17 protein-coding genes and 1 tRNA gene are annotated in these 17,785 nt (G+C 36.2%); 14 read left to right on the top strand and 4 right to left on the bottom strand.

Annotated elements, in window-relative coordinates; translation table 11 throughout:
• Positions 1 to 28: 28 nt before the first annotated feature.
• Positions 29 to 607 carry a PhnA domain-containing protein gene (locus tag ES677_RS11705; RefSeq protein WP_148368528.1) on the top strand — a complete coding sequence of 193 codons (579 nt, stop codon included), beginning with the start codon at positions 29 to 31 and terminating at the stop codon, positions 605 to 607.
• A gap of 106 nt (positions 608 to 713) precedes the next feature.
• Here the strand turns inward: ES677_RS11705 and ES677_RS11700 are convergent, their stop codons facing one another.
• From ES677_RS11700 to ES677_RS11690, 3 genes are all read right to left on the bottom strand, one after another.
• Positions 714 to 2,564, bottom strand: a complete 1,851-nt coding sequence (locus ES677_RS11700; RefSeq protein WP_148381356.1) for a M56 family metallopeptidase — start codon at positions 2,562 to 2,564, stop codon at positions 714 to 716.
• A gap of 9 nt (positions 2,565 to 2,573) precedes the next feature.
• The gene (locus ES677_RS11695) at positions 2,574 to 2,939 is read right to left on the bottom strand and encodes a BlaI/MecI/CopY family transcriptional regulator (protein ID WP_211357877.1); all 366 of its coding nucleotides are present in this window, start codon (positions 2,937 to 2,939) and stop codon (positions 2,574 to 2,576) included.
• Between the two features lie 259 nt (positions 2,940 to 3,198).
• Positions 3,199 to 4,587 carry a dipeptidase gene (locus ES677_RS11690; RefSeq protein WP_148381355.1) on the bottom strand — a complete coding sequence of 463 codons (1,389 nt, stop codon included), beginning with the start codon at positions 4,585 to 4,587 and terminating at the stop codon, positions 3,199 to 3,201.
• A gap of 198 nt (positions 4,588 to 4,785) precedes the next feature.
• Here ES677_RS11690 and ES677_RS11685 point away from each other — a divergent pair.
• From ES677_RS11685 to ES677_RS11675, 3 genes are all read left to right on the top strand, one after another.
• Positions 4,786 to 4,867 (top strand) — tRNA-Leu (locus ES677_RS11685).
• A 385-nt stretch (positions 4,868 to 5,252) separates the two neighbouring features.
• The gene (locus ES677_RS11680; protein ID WP_148381354.1) at positions 5,253 to 7,049 is read left to right on the top strand and encodes a ParB/RepB/Spo0J family partition protein; all 1,797 of its coding nucleotides are present in this window, start codon (positions 5,253 to 5,255) and stop codon (positions 7,047 to 7,049) included.
• 265 nt (positions 7,050 to 7,314) lie between these two features.
• Positions 7,315 to 8,151 (top strand): DUF932 domain-containing protein, encoded by an 837-nt coding sequence (locus ES677_RS11675; protein ID WP_148381353.1) that lies wholly within the window; start codon positions 7,315 to 7,317, stop codon positions 8,149 to 8,151.
• Between the two features lie 73 nt (positions 8,152 to 8,224).
• Here ES677_RS11675 and ES677_RS11670 read toward each other — a convergent pair whose 3' ends face one another.
• A complete protein-coding gene (locus ES677_RS11670; protein WP_148381352.1) occupies positions 8,225 to 9,286 on the bottom strand; it encodes a DUF4238 domain-containing protein in 1,062 nt (353 codons plus the stop codon).
• 141 nt (positions 9,287 to 9,427) lie between these two features.
• On the opposite strand from ES677_RS11670, the gene ES677_RS11665 reads away from it, so the two are divergent.
• From ES677_RS11665 to ES677_RS11620, 10 genes are all read left to right on the top strand, one after another.
• The gene (locus ES677_RS11665; RefSeq protein ID WP_148381351.1) at positions 9,428 to 10,198 is read left to right on the top strand and encodes a DUF6577 family protein; all 771 of its coding nucleotides are present in this window, start codon (positions 9,428 to 9,430) and stop codon (positions 10,196 to 10,198) included.
• Between the two features lie 273 nt (positions 10,199 to 10,471).
• Positions 10,472 to 10,600 (top strand): hypothetical protein, encoded by a 129-nt coding sequence (locus tag ES677_RS15810; protein ID WP_262712724.1) that lies wholly within the window; start codon positions 10,472 to 10,474, stop codon positions 10,598 to 10,600.
• A gap of 359 nt (positions 10,601 to 10,959) precedes the next feature.
• Positions 10,960 to 11,418, top strand: a complete 459-nt coding sequence (locus ES677_RS11655) for a hypothetical protein (RefSeq protein WP_148381350.1) — start codon at positions 10,960 to 10,962, stop codon at positions 11,416 to 11,418.
• Between the two features lie 20 nt (positions 11,419 to 11,438).
• The gene (locus ES677_RS11650; RefSeq protein WP_148381349.1) at positions 11,439 to 11,660 is read left to right on the top strand and encodes a hypothetical protein; all 222 of its coding nucleotides are present in this window, start codon (positions 11,439 to 11,441) and stop codon (positions 11,658 to 11,660) included.
• Positions 11,653 to 12,030, top strand: a complete 378-nt coding sequence (locus ES677_RS11645; protein WP_246124515.1) for an arsenate reductase family protein — start codon at positions 11,653 to 11,655, stop codon at positions 12,028 to 12,030. Before ES677_RS11650 ends, ES677_RS11645 begins: the two co-directional genes overlap by 8 nt.
• 88 nt (positions 12,031 to 12,118) lie before the next feature.
• Positions 12,119 to 12,505 carry a hypothetical protein gene (locus ES677_RS11640; RefSeq protein WP_148381348.1) on the top strand — a complete coding sequence of 129 codons (387 nt, stop codon included), beginning with the start codon at positions 12,119 to 12,121 and terminating at the stop codon, positions 12,503 to 12,505.
• A 3-nt stretch (positions 12,506 to 12,508) separates the two neighbouring features.
• Entirely contained in the window at positions 12,509 to 13,792 is a 1,284-nt protein-coding gene (locus tag ES677_RS11635; RefSeq protein ID WP_148381347.1) for an MgtC/SapB family protein, read from the top strand.
• A 300-nt stretch (positions 13,793 to 14,092) separates the two neighbouring features.
• A complete protein-coding gene (locus ES677_RS11630) occupies positions 14,093 to 14,602 on the top strand; it encodes a ferritin (protein ID WP_148381346.1) in 510 nt (169 codons plus the stop codon).
• Positions 14,603 to 14,667: 65 nt separating this feature from the next.
• On the top strand, positions 14,668 to 16,368 hold the full coding sequence (locus ES677_RS11625) for an alpha-keto acid decarboxylase family protein (protein ID WP_148381345.1): 1,701 nt from the start codon (positions 14,668 to 14,670) through the stop codon (positions 16,366 to 16,368).
• A gap of 68 nt (positions 16,369 to 16,436) precedes the next feature.
• Positions 16,437 to 17,765 (top strand): MFS transporter, encoded by a 1,329-nt coding sequence (locus ES677_RS11620; protein WP_148381344.1) that lies wholly within the window; start codon positions 16,437 to 16,439, stop codon positions 17,763 to 17,765.
• The last annotated feature ends 20 nt before the right edge of the window (positions 17,766 to 17,785 follow it).

Genomic DNA, 17,785 nt, shown 5'->3' with positions numbered 1-17,785 from the left:
GCTTACTTTTACCCAATAATATACGACTATGAGTTTAGATAGAGAATTAAGTAAAAGAGCAGATAATAAGTGTGAATTATGTGGCAACACAGAGCATTTAGAAATCTATACGCTAGAACCAATAAAAGATAAAAGTTTAGAACATTCGTTAACGGTTTGTAAAACTTGTTTAACTCAAATTGAAGATCCGGAGCAAACCGAAGCGAACCATTGGAGATGTTTAAACGATAGTATGTGGAGTGAACACCAACCGGTGCAAGCGATGGCTTGGAGAATGTTGTCAAGATTACGAAAAGAAGGTTGGCCTCAAGATTTATTAGACATGATGTATCTTGAAGATGAGGTTTTAAAATTGGCACAAGCTACGGGTGAAGGCGAAGATGACGCTGATAAAATAATACACCGCGATGTTAATGGTGTGATTTTAGAAACAGGAGATTCTGTCGTTTTAATTAAAGATTTAAAAGTAAAAGGCTCAAGTATAGTTGCGAAACAAGGAACTGCGGTGAGACGTATTTCTTTAGATCATGAAAATGCCGAATATATTGAAGGAAAAGTAGACGGGCAACAAATTGTAATTATTACCCAATATGTTAAGAAACTCTAATGGAGTTGTAAATGTCCTTAAATTATAAAACGTCAGTTTGAAGTATTGTTCTTTAAACTGACGTTTATTAATAGAGGCCTCTTCTGTGGTTCTGTTTTTGAGTAGTTTAATTTTTGTCTTCAATCATCTCGCCATTTATAATCGTCATCGCTGTATTTGATAAATGTACCACAGATACCCCGTTATTAGTTTGCGACGACATATTAATATTACGTTGTGCTGTTACAATTTCTATTGCTTTTTCAGCAGTTATTGGGGCGCCGTTAAAGTAAAAAGAGGCGTTTTTATCGGCCATTTCTTTTATGTTTTCTTCTGGCGATTTTAGTTTTGGCATCTCAGGAAAATCCATTTTGTGGTCTCGCCACGTTTTTTTAAATTCACTCACTACCTTATCGTTTTTATATATTTTTGTTAAGTATTGACCTGGCACCACTTTATCGCCAGAAACACGACGAGAACCGTTTACTTCATCGCCTTTATCATCCACTTCTATTCCCCAGCGGTTGTAGTACTTTGTTTTGTTGTTAAGGGTTACGAAATAGTGCTCTTCTCCCTTAATCTTTAAAAAGCCTGTTTTATAATGCGCTGGTGGTGGCGGTGGCGAAATATTAGAAACCGCGCCTTTTTTTACTTTTGGAGGCATCGGTGGTGCAGGCGGTGGAAGAATAGAATGTTCTCCTTTTTTTACTTTTGGTGAAGGTGTGTGATTGGGATCATTTTTATCTACAATAGTGATGATTACGGGCGGAAACACTTTTTTACCAGCCCTGATATCGAAAATCTGTACCATTTTACCAATCATTGCCTCTTCTAGATATTCTTTTGCTACCTTATTTATTGTTCTTGATCTTTTTACTGTCTCTGTCGGTTTTCCGGAAAACTTTATTCTAAAACTCGTTATTTTGTCGTTTGTCGTTGTGCCGATAAGGATGTTTTTGATAGCCTTTTTTGAAAAATTAAAAAGGCATTCGTCACAAGCAATACCGTTTATGGTGATTAAAGTTTCTTGATTTGCATTTAAGCTTGTTGCCTTATTTTCTGTCTTACTATTGATTTGCGCAGTACTCGCCACGGGTACAAGGCTTTCTTTTTTAATCGTTTTGGTACTGCTGAAGCTAAAGAGTAAACCGCCCAATAACGGCAGCATTAAAAGGCTTTTTAGCCATTTTGCGTGTTGTGGTGTTTGTGTTTTCATAACTGTAAATCGTTTTTTGATTAATGAATAGTTTATGGCATTTGCCAACGGGTTATAATGCGCACCTGATGAGAATGCGAGTAATAAGTTTTGATAAGTTAATGCGGGGACGCCGCGTTTTAAAACGCCTGCATCGGCTAGGAATTCGTGATTGAGTTTAATGGCTCTTTTAATACTGTACAACAACGGATTAAACCAAAAGAAGACTAAAAGCAACTCAATGCATAAAATATCGATAGTGTGTTTTTGTAGGGCGTGCGTTTCTTCGTGTAATTTTATTTCTTGAGGAATCCCGTTGTTTTCGAAAGTCGTTTTATTAAAGAAAATATAATTTAAAAAGGTGTGTGGGGTAACGGCATCTTCTACAAGCACATTGGTAATGTGTTTTGTTTTGTGTTTTGGGTTGTTGGCAATACGTTGTCTTATTTTAAACAAGTTGACACTAAACTTTAATCCGAATACCAAAACACCTACTCCGTAGAGTATCCAGAGAATATAGGGGATATAGTTTATAGATTCTATGGTGTTTTGATCTTGAAATCCCACTGCATTTTTTAGCCCTGTAGTGGTGAGTGCAGGAACTATGGTCTCGACAGTTAGATATTCTGTAAAGGTTATAAAAGGAATAGCTATAGACAATGCCAAAGCGCCTAATAAATAAAAGCGTTTAAAGGTGTGCATTGTTTCTTTTTCTAAAACCAATGTATAGAATACGATAAAAATGGCTAGACAGGCTGTAGATTTTAAAAGTAATAGTACCATAATATTTGACTATTTGTTTTGTATTTCGCTATCGATAATGGCGCGTAATTCTTGTAATTCTTGCTTTGATAGGTTTGTTTCTTTGGTAAAAAAAGAAGCAAATTGCGCACTGCTTTCGTTAAAAAAGTTTTTAATTAAGGTGTTTACCTGTTTCGAAAAATAATCTTTCTTTTTAACCAGTGGGTAATATTCTCTAGAATTCCCGAGGCGTTTATAATGTATAAATTTTTTGTCGGTCATTCGTTTTAAAAGGGTTGCTATTGTGGTGGTGGCAGGTTTTGGTTCTGGGTAGGCCTCTAGCAAATCTTTCATAAAGGCGGTGTCTAATCTCCAGAGATGGTTCATTAATTCTTCTTCGGTCTTGGTAAGTTGCATGATTCTACACGTTTAGAATGTTCTCTACAAATGTAGAACAAATAATACTATTCTACAAATGTAGAGTCTGTTTTTTAAGAATTAAACTGCGTTAGGGGTTGAGCGATCTGTTTGAGCTCTCCCGATTTTTTTTCGGGAAGCGAGTCGTGAAGACCCGACCCGATAGGGGAACGCCCAACTTATTATGAAGGATTTTAAACTAAAAGACATAAAAAAAGCCGCTTAAAAATTAAGCGGCTTAGTGTACTAATGTCTGTAATTACTTGTGTAATTCTGTAAAATGTTTAAAGAAAAACGGTATGGTTTCGATACCTTTTAAGTAGTTCCAAACCCCAAAATGTTCGTTTGGTGAGTGTATGGCATCGCTATCTAAACCGAAGCCCATTAAAATAGTTTTACTTTTTAACTCTTGTTCGAAAAGCGCAACAATTGGAATACTACCCCCACTGCGTTGTGGAATTGGGGTTTTTCCGAATGTCGCCTCGTACGCTTTACTGGCTGCTTGGTAGCCCACGCTATCGATTGGCGTAACATAACCTTGCCCCCCGTGATGCGGCGTTACTTTTACTTTAACACCTTCTGGCGCTATGCTTTCGAAGTGTTTTTTAAACAATTCAGTAATGTTTTCCCAATCTTGGTTTGGTACTAAACGCATAGAGATTTTTGCATACGCTTTACTTGCGATAACTGTTTTCGCTCCTTCGCCAGTGTAACCTCCCCAAATACCGTTAACGTCTAGCGTTGGGCGAATAGAGTTACGCTCGTTGGTGGTGTAACCGGCTTCACCATAAACAGCGTCGATATCTAGTGCTTTTTTATAATTGTCTAAAGAAAACGGTGCTTTAGCCATTTGTGAGCGCTCGGCTTTAGAGAGCTCTTCGACATTATCGTAAAACCCAGGAATGGTAATATGATTGTTTTCGTCTTGTAACTGGGCAATCATTTTAGTTAATACATTTATTGGATTTGCTACGGCACCACCATAAAGACCAGAATGTAAATCTCTGTTTGGTCCGGTAACTTCAACTTCTACATAACTTAAGCCACGTAACCCAGTTGTAATAGACGGTACATCTTTAGCGATCATTCCGGTATCACTAATAAGGATAACATCGTTTTTAAGTTTTTCTTGGTTCGTTTTTACAAATTTAGCAAGGTTTACACTCCCCACCTCCTCTTCACCTTCTATCATAAACTTTACGTTACAAGGTAATTGGTTGGTACGCGTCATGAATTCCATCGCCTTAACGTGCATGTACATTTGTCCTTTATCGTCGCAAGCTCCACGAGCGAAAATAGCACCTTCGGGATGTATATCGGTTTTTTTAATAACCGGCTCGAATGGTGGGGACGTCCATAAGTCGATAGGATCTGGTGGTTGCACATCGTAATGACCGTACACTAAAACCGTTGGCAAATTTTTATCTATTATTTTTTCTCCGTAAATAATAGGGTAGCCTTCGGTTTCGCAAAGTTCTACGGTATCGCAACCTGCTTCTTTTAAGCTTTTTAAAACGCTATTTGCTGTGGTAATGACGTCTTTTTTATAAGCAGAATCGGCACTAATAGATGGCATTTTAAGTAATTCGATGAGTTCTGATAAGAATCTATCTTTATGCTCGGCCACATAAGATTTTATATTTTGCATACTATATTTTTTGGATTTACGTAAAAGTACAAAAAGAGATGCAATTTTATTATAAACTCTTGTTTGAATATTGAAACATTTGTTTATATTTGCACTCGCTTACCGAATAGGTAGGTTATCTTTTGCGGGCGTGGTGGAATTGGTAGACACGCTAGACTTAGGATTTAACCTAATAAGTAATGTTAAAATATTGAAAAAGCGGGAGTGGTGGAATTGGTAGACACGCCAGACTTAGGATCTGGTGCCGCGAGGTGTGAGAGTTCGAGTCTCTTCTCCCGCACTTTTTCAACTGCAAATTAGCAGTCTTAAAACCTCTCAGAAATGGGGGGTTTTTTTGTTTAGGTACAACATAGGTACAACATTTTACTTTTTTTCAAGCTTACATTAATATCCTTATCAAAACCTTTCATTTTTCTTTAAATTTTATTTGCGAGTTTAGGAAATAATAAATTCTGCGAAAGAGTAACCCTAACCTTAGTAATAGGGGGAGTTTATTATCATACAATATAACCGCAATTTAAACTCGTAAAATACTTCCATCAAAAGACTACGGCATAAAGCCATCGCTTCTTCCTACGCTTATTTATTCCGTTTCCTTTTGAGCCAAGATTTTATCTTCCGTTTGGTTCCTGCTTAAATATTGTTTAATCTAAAATTTAAGTATTATGACAACAAAAGCTAGTACAACAAGAAGGAACGGTAAAGCAAATGCGACCGTTAAGAAAGAGGTCAAAGAGAAATTGACCCAAAGTGCAATCGGGCTTCAAGTTCAAAATCTGAATATCGAAAAGGTCGTTCCCGACACGATGCAACCCAGAAAGACTTTCAATGAATTACTTCTAACAGAGCTTTCAGAAAGTATCAAAAAATACGGAGTACTTCAACCTATCACAGTCCGAAAGTCTGGATGCGAACACATCATCGTTATGGGAGAACGTCGCTACCGTGCTAGTAAATTGGCAGGTATGAAGACTATACCCAGTATTGTAAGGGATTATGAAAGTAACGACATCTTAGAAGTTCAAATCATCGAGAATCTACAAAGACAGGATGTTGAGCCTACAGAGGAAGCGGATGCGATTGCCTATCTCAGCGAAAAGTATTCAGCTACAGAAATTTCAAAACGATTGGGCAGAAGCGATAACTTTATAAGACAACGCTTAAAATTGGCTGGACTAATTGAGGGTTTTAAGGCCTTCGTCCAAAATGGAGAAATGACTATTTCCTTGGGTGTCGGTGTCGCACTTTTTGAGCCGGAAGAACAGCAAATGATGTTGGAAACGATGGGCAAGGATTTTAGTGCGCATCAGATAAATAGGATGATTAAAGACCAGACCTATGATTTGGAAAATGCGTCTTTTGATGGAGAAGACGAAAAACTGGTAGCAAAAGCTGGAGCTTGTAATGTGTGTCCTTTCAATGCCGCAAATCAAGGTAATCTATTTGGGGACGGTAAAATGGTCTGTACAAAATCAGCTTGCTACGAGACCAAGAAAAGCAAGTCTTTCGTGAACTTGATAGAGAAATCAAAGAAAGAGAATACGCTTCTGATTCCTGAGATTAGAAAGTACTGGGCAGATGACGAAAGTAATCAACTGGTTATATCGCAATTGGAAAAAGCTGGATTGAAAATTTATCTTCTGGATGATGTCGAATTAATTGAAGAACCGATTAAGCCAACAATAGAAACCATTAAGATAGAATACCAGCATTATGATTATTCGGAAGATGAGCTGAATGCTGAACTTGAAGAAGCAATTCAGAGTTATAATGAAGAATTGGAAACATACAATTCAGCAAACAGAAATGGATTCGTAAATGGCATCGTGTTCCATCCTGAAACGCACAGGCACAAGGAAGTGTTTTTAAAGATTGTTGAAAATTCGAAAGACAAATTGACAACATATTCAGCACCATTGGCAGAAAGAAAAATGGCAGATTGTTCCCCTGAAGAACAAATAGTTAAAATCAAAGAAAGGGAAATTCGTAAGATGCAGATTGAGAACAACAAGCAGTTTGAAGAAGTTGTCCAGATGATTAGAGAAACGAAATATATTGATACCAGAAAAGCACTTTCGGTAGATGAAATGGTAGCTTTCTCATTAACGTTATATGAGAACAATGTGGATTATGTTGGACGACAAAGATTTTTCTCAGAATTATTGGGCAATACGTCCAAGATGAAAGATGTGAAAATTGTCGAAAATTTCAAAAAGAAGTTCAAAAAAGAAATCTTTTATAAGCTGATAAGGTACATACTCACAAAGCAAGTGCATTTTGGCGAGAGCAATCACGTAAATAACTTGACAAACATTTCATTCTACAATGCAATGCAAGGATATTATAAAACCAAAATTGCCAAGGTTGAAGAACAATATGCCGAAAAGAGAAACAAGCGCGAAGAACGTTTGAAAGAGCGAATAGAAAGTCTTGAAAAGCAAATTCAGGAATTGAACGATTAACTTTTGTTGTTGGAAGGAAGGGTCAGCATTCGTGCTGGCTCTTCTTTTTTTTAGACAACCCTTCAATTGAAAAAGGTTATAGAACAGGAAAAAATAATCAATCAATAGTAGCGCAAAGGTAAACTCGTAAAATACACCCATCAAAAGACTACGGCATAAAGCCATCGCAACATCCCTCGCTTATTTATTCCGTTTCCTTTTGAGCTGAGATTTTAGCTTCCGTTTGGGTTCTGCTCAAATATTGTTTAATCTAAATTGAAAAGTTATGTATTTACAAAAGTTACAGCAAGATGACATTTTCGTTTCCAATGAAATGAAGTCACTAGAAAGTATTACAGGAATGAAATCCCGAAAGGGACTTGAAAACGCCATTATATCCAATGGCAAAATCGTGAATGTAGTGTCGAAAAGTTACGGACACATTCCGAATGAACTGTTTTTTACTGAAGCAGAGAGAATGCTGGTAGAATCAAACTTGAAGTATCGTAAACGTACTATCAATAAAAACGATAGGTCATTTATTACGGATTTTATTATCGATGATGAAAATCAGTTTTCACTTAAGAATAAAGAAGACCGCATCCTACCAATGCTTCGATTTAAAAATTCTTATGATAGTAGCGAAAAAACCTCTGGTCACTTTGGATTTTATCGTGAGGTATGCACAAATGGGCTTCACATATCTAAAACTGAAGTAGACTTTTCTATAAGACATACTAAAAATGGGCTTAATTTGTTAATGCCCAAATTGAACAGATTATTCGATAAATTCTTGGAAAACGAATATTACGAGGTTACTCAAAAATTCAATGACTTAATAGAGGTTGAAATAACAAATACAGAAAAGTTTGTCGAAGAAGTTCTAGAACGCACCAATTTATTTAAATATGAAAGTGGTCGTAAAAACAAAAAACCTTCTAACAAATCCATAGAGGTTTTACAAATACTTCATAATGAACCGCTTCCAGCCTATGAAAAATCAAATCTTTGGTTGGGTTATAATGCCTTCAATTGGGTACTTCATAATACATTGAAAAAGACATTTAGCCAACAAGAACGATTGGATAAGAAATTATTCGATGAAGTCTATGAAATGGTATAAAGCCATAAGGTTTATCCAGTACCAAAAACTGGATTTTTTATCTCAAACATAAAACTAAAATAAACTAAGGTATTCAATGTTGCCTGTTTTTCCTACTTCGATAACGCTCATCCCTTATTTCCGCAAAATAACCTGAGAGCTTATATGATTTTGCGTGTTGTGATTGTTTTATAAAGGATAAGTTGGGATGAAGCATAAAAGGTGTTTTATGATGTTGAACAATAACAGATTCGGTTTCATTGTCATTTGCTACAGGTTCAAATTGTTTTAATTCTAACTTTTTTTGATTCTGATGCTTTTTCGAACGTTCGAGTATTTTTTCAAATTGAAAGTCAGTCACGTTAGAAGTACTATAAAGAGCCTTATTTGCATAAAGACAAGTTAAATTATTAAAAAACTCAACATCAGTTTCATTTATTTGAATTCTACTAAACTGTTTTCTATTACCCACCTTGTATACTTTAGGGTCGTACATTACCAAAATCAAGTCGGGTGCAAGAGGATAAAATATTTGTAAACCTTTACTAGCCATACCGCAATGTCCATATGGATAATTACGTGATTCTAAAAACTGATTATATTTTGAAACAGGGTTATCGCTTGTTATTAATTTCTTAGAAGTATCATTATAAAGAAGCTTAATTTGCATATCCATCATCATTGGAAGACTATTAAGCAATATGTCTAATGTCTTTTCGATAGCGTCATCATATGCAAAAAAATGAGTGTCAAAATCGAAGTCTTTGAACTTAGGTTCAAATTTCATAACTGTCTTTAATGATTTATCAACCATATCATTAAACTCATCAGCATTTGCCCTGGTACGATATGCTTGTAGAAGTATAAAAAGCCATATCCAATAATAGTCATCAGACTTATTTTTAGGCAAAAATTTTGTCTTAACGACTTCTTTCAGAACAACAGATGTTGTGTCTTCAATATTTCCAAACCATTCTTCTCTTTCTAAATCTTTTCCATAAAAATAATCTTCTTGCGCTTGACCTTCTAAATCTGCATTCTGAATAATTTTACCAGTTCTCTTTAAACAAACCTTTATTTTTTTTTGGTTTTGAGAAGTACTGAAAAATCTCAGATAAAACTTAGGAACATAATGTTGTTTCTTTTTTTCTGGCATAAACTTATTAGTGAATCAACAATTTAATAATCTTATTAGTTTATTTCAAATATTTACCACTTTAATTATTTAGTGGCAATAATTAGATTTCAAATATTTACCACTTTTTTGTATATTTGGCAAAGTTTTGATACGACAGTTATGCCAAAAGTTATTGAAAATAGGCTTATAGAAGCGTTTAAGGGACGTAGTTCGTTTGATAGGGATGAACTATTTCATTTCTATTCGGATTATGAACCAGACTTGAAGGAAAGCACTTTTAGTTGGCGGATATATGACCTAAAGAAAAAGGATATTATTAAGACTATAGGTCGTGGACTTTATGTGATTTCATATAAACCAAAATACAAACCCAATATAGCAGAAAGTACCCTTAAAATAATCCGAAAGATAAATGACAGATATGAGGATATCACATATTGTGTCTGGGAAAACCAATGGCTCAATGAATTTACACAGCACCAGACATCCAATCGAATGATTGTTGTAGAAGTGGAAAAGGAATTTACAGAATCACTTTATTATTATCTCAATGATTCTTTGCGAATGGATTTTTTCTTGAATCCAGATGAAAAAGAAATTGAGTATTACATTTCTGAAAGTGAAGTTCCAGTAGTTATAAAACGTCTAGTTACAAGAGCACCAATAAGTAAACTAAGGGATAAAAAAAATACAGTTCCTGTTGCCACGCTAGAAAAAATAATGGTGGACTTGTTTGCAGATGAAAACCTATTTCATTTTTACCAAGGTTCTGAACTTGTCAATATCTATGAAAAGATTCTTGAACGATACAGCATTAATTTTACAAAACTCTTTAGTTATGCGAAAAGGCGGAAAAAAGAGCAAGAAATAAAGCAATTTATGAATAACCACATACCGAATATTTTAGAGGACATCCACTTGATGCTTTAATACCATTATCTTCAAAATAATCTATACCTTCAATCGTACCGCCCGTTGTAAAAATATGAATCATAAATATTGACTTTTATAAGTGTTTTGTAAAGATAAAAGTAATCACATTTCACTTATAGTTTAATTCATCGTATTCGAGGTTTTATCTTAAAAAGATATTGCAAAGTAAATGGTTCATTATCAAATTCTAAATGACCCAAGTCATTTTACAGACCTATACTTCCGCTTAATTTTACACAATTAATTTTTAAGAAATAAATACAAATCACTATGGAAAAGCATAGCTATAACGTTAATGTCAAATGGACACAAGACAGAAAAGGGATAATGTGTTCCCCTGAATTAAAGAATAATGAAGCTAATGAAACCAATTGTATAGAGGTTGCAACACCGCCATAATTTTCTGGTGGAATGCCACATATTTGGTCGCCTGAACATTTATTTACCGCAGCTGTAAGTAGTTGCCTAATGACTACTTTTTTGGCAATTGCTGAATTTTCTAAGTTAGATTATGTAAGTTTTAATTGCGATTCAAAATGAATTTTAGAAAAAGTAGATGGTAAGTTCGTTGTAAGTGAAGTTTTATTGTTTCCTGAAGTTGTTATCACAGACGCATCAAAAAGTGAGCGTATGATACGTGTTGTAGAAAAAGCTAAAAAAGCCTGTTTAATTTCAAATTCCATTACTTCTAAAATCACGATGGACGTTAAAATAACCATTCAAAATTAAAATAGTACAACCCAATAAATTTTTTAAAAATGAACAATTTCAGAAACAGACCAAAAGACAATTACATCCAAGAAGCCACTTGGGAACAACTCTATGTCCTTACAGAACATTGGAAATCTGACCTGCTATTTTATAAAGACGATTTAAGATTTCTACATCATTTAATTGACAAGTATTTTATGTGGATTTCAAAAAAAGAAAATATTGATAGGGTAAGCGAGATAGAAGAAGGATTGATAGAAATGGATAAAAAATGTGATGCATTATTAAATACCATCGATACACATTTACATCATCTCGCTCAGTTGATAGATGACCCTTTCATATTTGTAGCAGACACATTTAGAAACGAACACGAAGGTTTAGAAGACCACCTCGCTCAATTTCTAAAAGACTTTCGTAAGAATAGAAAAGAAGTTTTTGCCATTACAGAACATATTATTGATGGAGAAGAAATGGTGCGGCAACTTAATGTTGTATCTAAATAATTTTTATAACGGTATACATAATGAAAGATTTACACAACATATTACAAGAGATTACAAAAGTCACAACCAACATTGAAACCAACTATCCAGAGCTGTATCGCACGCTGGATGAAAACCCAATGACCTTACCCGTAAGCCAACATCCGCATATGGACAAAGTTGTGTTACAGGAATATCTAGCAAGCTTAAAGGAATTATTAGAACATTATGTTGAAGAAGAAACCATAAAAAACAATGGATAATACTATGGGAGAAATAGCCACATCAAACAGACAAATCACATTGTTTTACAGCTCTAAATCCGTAAGAGCAAAACAAACTTTAGCCTATGCTAAAGCTGAAGGATTAGCAATAGAAGAAATCGATATTTTAAAAACTAAACTTACTGGGTTTCAAATTGTAGAGCTTGCGGAAAAGTTACATATTGAGGTTGCCGATTTGGTAAACCAAGACCATCCTGCCTATACTTCACATTTTGAGCACCATAATCTTTCAACAGATGATTGGATTAAAATGATACAGCACAATCCAGAGATTATGAAACAACCTATTGCCTTGCGAGGCAATATTACTATTCTGGTGGAAACACCTACGGATATCATTAAGATTTAAGTAATACGTACCCAATACTGACCCAAGTCATTTTATATAATTGGGTAAAACTAAATCTTTGTAGAATATAATCTTAAAAATTAGTACAATGGAAAAAGAAGTTTTATACAACGACAATATGCATTTTGAACACCAGCTTTGGAAAGGAGAACTTGCCTTTTGGAAAGATGAATTAAAATCATTTAATAACAGGTTAAGTGAACTGGCAACACGCTGGACAAATAAGGAGGTACTTGCCCAATTAGAGCATTACCAAAACGAATTTGTGCTTCACGGTGGTGTCATCGAAGATTTACAAGAAACCATTGAAAAACACGAAACGCGTATCGCTGGGCAAAGTATAGAAGGAGAAGATGCCATAGATACGCAATTAGCAAAAAAGCATATAGAATTTAGAAATCGCATAGAAACGCAACGGCATATCTACGCAGAACTTAAAAAGGAATTTTTTAGATTCTTAGAGAAGTATATGTAATCAATGCAATTAAATACAGAAATAAGCGAACTCGTCGGAACCTATATTCTAGGAGTCCTCATCAGTTTAGGCATTGGTCTTATACTTGGTTTAGAAAGAGAATACGACAAACTTAAAGAAGAAAAAGGATTTGCAGGCATACGTACCTTTCCTATTGTTGCTATTCTAGGTTTTTCATTAGCGCATCTTACGGCACTTTTCACACCGTGGCTATTGATACTTAGTTTGAGTTCGTTTATTTTGTTTTTGGCATTCAATCATTTTAGACAAAAACAAGAGGAATATGGACAAGGTTTAACAACCAATTTAGCCCTTGTTACAACCTTTGTTTTAGGCATAATGGTTTCGGCAGAATATTATAGAGATGCGGTCGCCACAGCGGTTATAATCGTTACGTTACTTTCTCTTAAAACACGCTTTAGAACAATTATAACCAATATTACTTCCGAAGAACTTTTCGCTTTTATAAAATTTGCCATCATTGCTTTATTAATACTTCCCTTTCTACCTAATAAAGAATATGGTCCCGATAGCTTGTTGAATCCTTTTGAAATTGGTTCCATTATCGTAATCGTTTCTTTTTTAAATTTTATAGGCTATTTTTTAGTCAAATTTATAGGCTCAAAAAGAGGAATTATTCTAACAGCCATCCTTGGCGGTCTCATATCTAGTACTGCAGTTGCCTGGAATTATGCGTCCAGAAGTAAAGAATCACCAGAACTTTCAAAAAAATATAGTGCAGGTATCATTGTAGCTTCCGCCATAATGTTTCCACGACTTGCCTTATTAGCCTATATTTTTAACAGTACCATCTTAATTCATTTAGCACTACCCTTTGGTCTGTTAACACTAGTCTGTGTAATAGCAACACTTCTACTAATGCGCAAAGACGATAACGTACCAGATACAAATATTAAATTAGGCAATCCATTAAATATGCTCAATGCCATTGGCTTTGGGGTAATGTATGTTGTCATTATTTTTGCAGTTTTTTACAGCAATCAGTTCTTTGGAGAAAGCGGTTTGTACTATTCAGCACTCATCGCTGGTTTGGCAGATACGGATGCTATTACCATAAGTATGGCAAAATTTTCTCTAGATGGTCAGAAGCTCAACCTCGCATCATCGGTCATTATTGCAGCTACCATAAGCAATATGTTGGTCAAGCTTGGGATTACCTATTTTAAAGGCTCAAAAATGGCTGGAAAACTTGTGGGTTACGCCTTTGGAAGTGTCATTCTCATTGGCATCATTTATATTCTTGTTAGTAGCAACTATTATTTATAGATACAGGCTTTCGGTAAAGCAGATTAAAATCTAATACCATTCAACTATTATAATTCGGGCGTGACCACAAGGGTCAGGCTTTCCATTACAATTCCTCGCACTTCCTTGCAGTCAGGCTGTGGGATTTCCATTGCAATCCTTCACGCAAAAAAACCACTCAAAAATAAAATTCACTTTTCTTCATCACGCTGACCCAGGTCATTTTATAACGCTCGGTAACTATCTAATTTTGAACTTTAAAATGATTCCATTGGCATTAGTTGAAGGAACAATAAATAAAGATTTTAAATCAAAAAAAAGATGAAAACGAAATCAGAATTTTTAAGCGAAGCAATGATAAAATTGCTCAATTACAGAGTAGAACAAGAAGAATTTTCTTCAAGATTATACCTAGCAATGTCTACTTGGTTAGACGATAAAGGATTTGCAGGAGCATCTAAATTATTCAAGCAATATAGTGATGAAGAAACCATACACGCAACAAAAGCAAAAAATATGCTTTCGGCAAATGGCATAAGGCCTATTACGCCAGCTTTAAAACAGCCAAAACAAGATTTTTTAAGTCTTGCCGATGTTATCATAGCAGCAATGGAACACGAAAAAGAAATCACCAGACAATGTTACGCACTTACAAAAATGGCGCATATAGAAGAAAATTATATGGTGGTAGAATTAGGCTTATGGTATTCAAAAGAACAGGCAGAAGAACTCAATAAAGTACAATACCTCTTAGATAGATTAGAAGCTTTTGGAGAGGAACCTAGTATGCTAAGAGAACTCGATGAAGAAATGGGCGAATTAGCAGCATAAAAGTGTCTAAGCATTAAACACTACCAAATAAAAAAGTAAAGTAATAATTTAAAAAAATTATCAAAATGAAATCTAAAACAGAATATACCGTAGGCACTTATCTCGCAAAACGATTGCAGGACATAGGATTAAAGCATCATTTTGCTGTGGCAGGAGATTACAACCTTGTCCTGCTCGACCAGCTTTTGAAAAGTAAAGATATGGAGCAAGTGTATTGTTCTAACGAATTGAATTGTGGTTTTAGCGCAGAAGGTTATGCTCGCGAAAATGGTGCAGCAGCAGCAATTGTAACCTTTAGCGTTGGTGCATTATCTGCTTTGAATGCCATTGGTGGTGCTTATGCAGAAAATCTTCCTGTGATATTAATTTCAGGCTCACCTAATAGTAATGATTATGCCACAGAACACTTACTTCACCATACCATCGGTACACGTGATTTTGGTTATCAACTTGAAATGGCAAAGCAGGTAACTTGTGCAGCAGTCTCTGTGACTTCAGCCATAGATGCACCATCACAGATTGACTATGCCATTCGCACGGCAATGCGTGAGAAAAAACCAGCATATATAGAGATAGCTTGCAACGTTGCTGGACTTCCCTGTGCAGCGCCTGGCCCTGCAAGTGGTGTCCTTAGTGAAGTGCCAAGCGACCAGGAAACCCTAAATGCAGCTGTTGAGGCTACTATTGAATTTTTGGAGTCTAAAGAAAAGCCAGTTATCTTAATAGGTAGCAAGTTACGTGCTGCGGGAGCTGAAAAAGAAGCCATACAGCTTGCAGAAGCATTGGGATGTTCCGTTGCTGTAATGGCAGCTGCAAAAAGCTTTTTTCCAGAAGAGCATCCGCAATACGTGGGAGTATATTGGGGACAAGTTAGCTCGCCAGCCGCACAGGAAATTGTGGATTGGTCAGATAGTATGATTTGTCTCGCCCCAGTTTTTAATGATTATTCAACCGTTGGCTGGACTGCCTTACCAGAAGGCGCAAACGTGCTCATTGCTGACCAAAAACACATTAGTCTGCAAGGGTATGACTTCTCTAACCTTCACTTGCGTGATTTCCTTTCTGCATTAGCTGCCAAGGTTGAAAAAAAGACTGCAACGATGGTCGAATATGACCGTATCAAATACCAACGTGCACCTGTAGAAGAAGCAGTTCCAGATGCAAAATTAATGCGAACGGAACTATTTAGACAAGTCCAAAAAATCGTAACACCAGATACTACTGTATTTGCTGAAACTGGGGATTCTTGGTTCAATGGTCTTGCGCTGCATCTTCCAGACGGTGCTCGTTTTGAAGTGGAAATGCAATGGGGTCATATTGGTTGGTCTATCCCTTCTGTTTTTGGTTATGCGGTTTCAGCCAGTAAGGGTCGTCGCGTTATTTCGTTAACAGGCGATGGTTCATTTCAATTAACGGCACAAGAAGTTGCTCAAATGATACGACGTAAGCTGCCAATAATCATTTTTCTAATCAATAACGGTGGTTATACTATTGAGGTTGAAATCCACGATGGTCCTTACAATAACATTAAGAACTGGGATTATGCAGGACTCGTAAATGTGTTTAATGCAGAAGATGGTCAAGGACTTGGTTTAAAAGCTGAGACTGGAGGAGAACTCGCTGATGCTATTAAGCAGGCACTTGCCAACCAAGATGGGCCAACGCTCATAGAATGTGTGATTGACCGTGATGATTGTTCTGCTGACCTTATTTCTTGGGGACATCAAGTTGCCAAAGCAAACGGCAGACCACCACGTTTACAGTAGCATCAAATCGTCGATAGCATATCAACAATTGACGCTAGTTAAACTATAATTTATTAAAAATCAATATTATGAACGTTCATAAAACAACAGCTGATGCTAAGATTGTACACACGACTGTATCAACTTCGCAACCAAAAAATCTAAAGACCGTTTACCTTGTTGCTTGGTTTCTTTGTGCACTCTTTTATTTTTATCAGTATGCAGTTAGGTCTGCACCTGGAGTGATGCAGTCAGAATTGACAGCAGCTTGGGGAGAAAATGACATTGGGTCTATAATTTCAGCTTATTACTTGACCTACGCAATAATGGCACTTGTCGCAGGTGTTTTGTTAGACCGCTACGGTGCTCATCGCACCATTCCTGTGGGTATTATTGTGGTGGGTATTGGATGCTTCATATTTGCACAAGGGAGTGAAACCGCTGGAATGATAGGATTTGTGCTTCAAGCTGTTGGTGCAATATTCGGATTCATAGGTGCTTCTTATGTCGCTGCCAGATACCTTCCTGCAAGAATGTTAGCTATATTCATTGGGCTAACGCAATGCTTAGGTATGGCAGGTGCAGCATTTGGTTCCAAACCTGTGCATATGGCGATTGACCCAAGTGGAAGTTTTCAGATGTCGTGGCAAACCGTTTGGATTACATTCGGTGTTATAGGCTTAGTACTGGCCATTGCAACTTGGTTTGTAATGCCTAAGGATTCAGGAGATAGCGCAACGCATCACGGAGCACTTTCTGTTTCCAGTTTAATTTCGCCCTTCAAACTTGTCTTCGGAAATCGTCAATCTTGGTATGCTGGTATTATTGGTGGACTGCTCTTTGTCCCAACAACTATTGGTGCGCTGGTTTGGGCGACTTCGTTCTTACATTCTGGCGATAATTTATCAATGTCAGAAGCGGCTTCTATTGCCTCAATTGTTCCTATTGGTTGGGTTATAGGTTGTCCTTTACTTGGCTACATTTCAGACAAGTTAGGTAAGCGTAAGCCAGTTTTAATTGGTGGAGCCCTTGTGATGTTGGTCGCAGCAATTATAGCGGTTTACGTTCCCGCTGGAGGAAGTGCTATCCCTCGTTATGCAGTAGCATTAACGCTTGGTATTGCATCTGGGGCAGCTATGATTCCTTTTTCGATGATTAAAGAAGCAAACCCACCAGAAGTAAAAGGTACGGCAGCAGGTAGTATGAATTTTATGGTTTTTGGGATAAGTGGAATAATTTCCCCTTTGATATCCAAATTAATGGGACCAACACCAGATAAATCTTTGGATTTACATCAGTTTCAGGATGCGCTTCTTCCGCTTATTGGCGCCATAGCCGTAGCCATTATTCTCAGTTTCTTCATTCGTGAAACTGGACTTGGTAAACAAGAAAATAAAGTGATGACCAGCACCAAATAACAGTCACAAAAAGGTCACTT

Source organism: Bizionia gelidisalsuginis (assembly GCF_008086185.1).
Lineage (GTDB): Bacteria > Bacteroidota > Bacteroidia > Flavobacteriales > Flavobacteriaceae > Bizionia > Bizionia saleffrena.
This window is presented reverse-complemented; position numbering and strand designations above follow the sequence as displayed.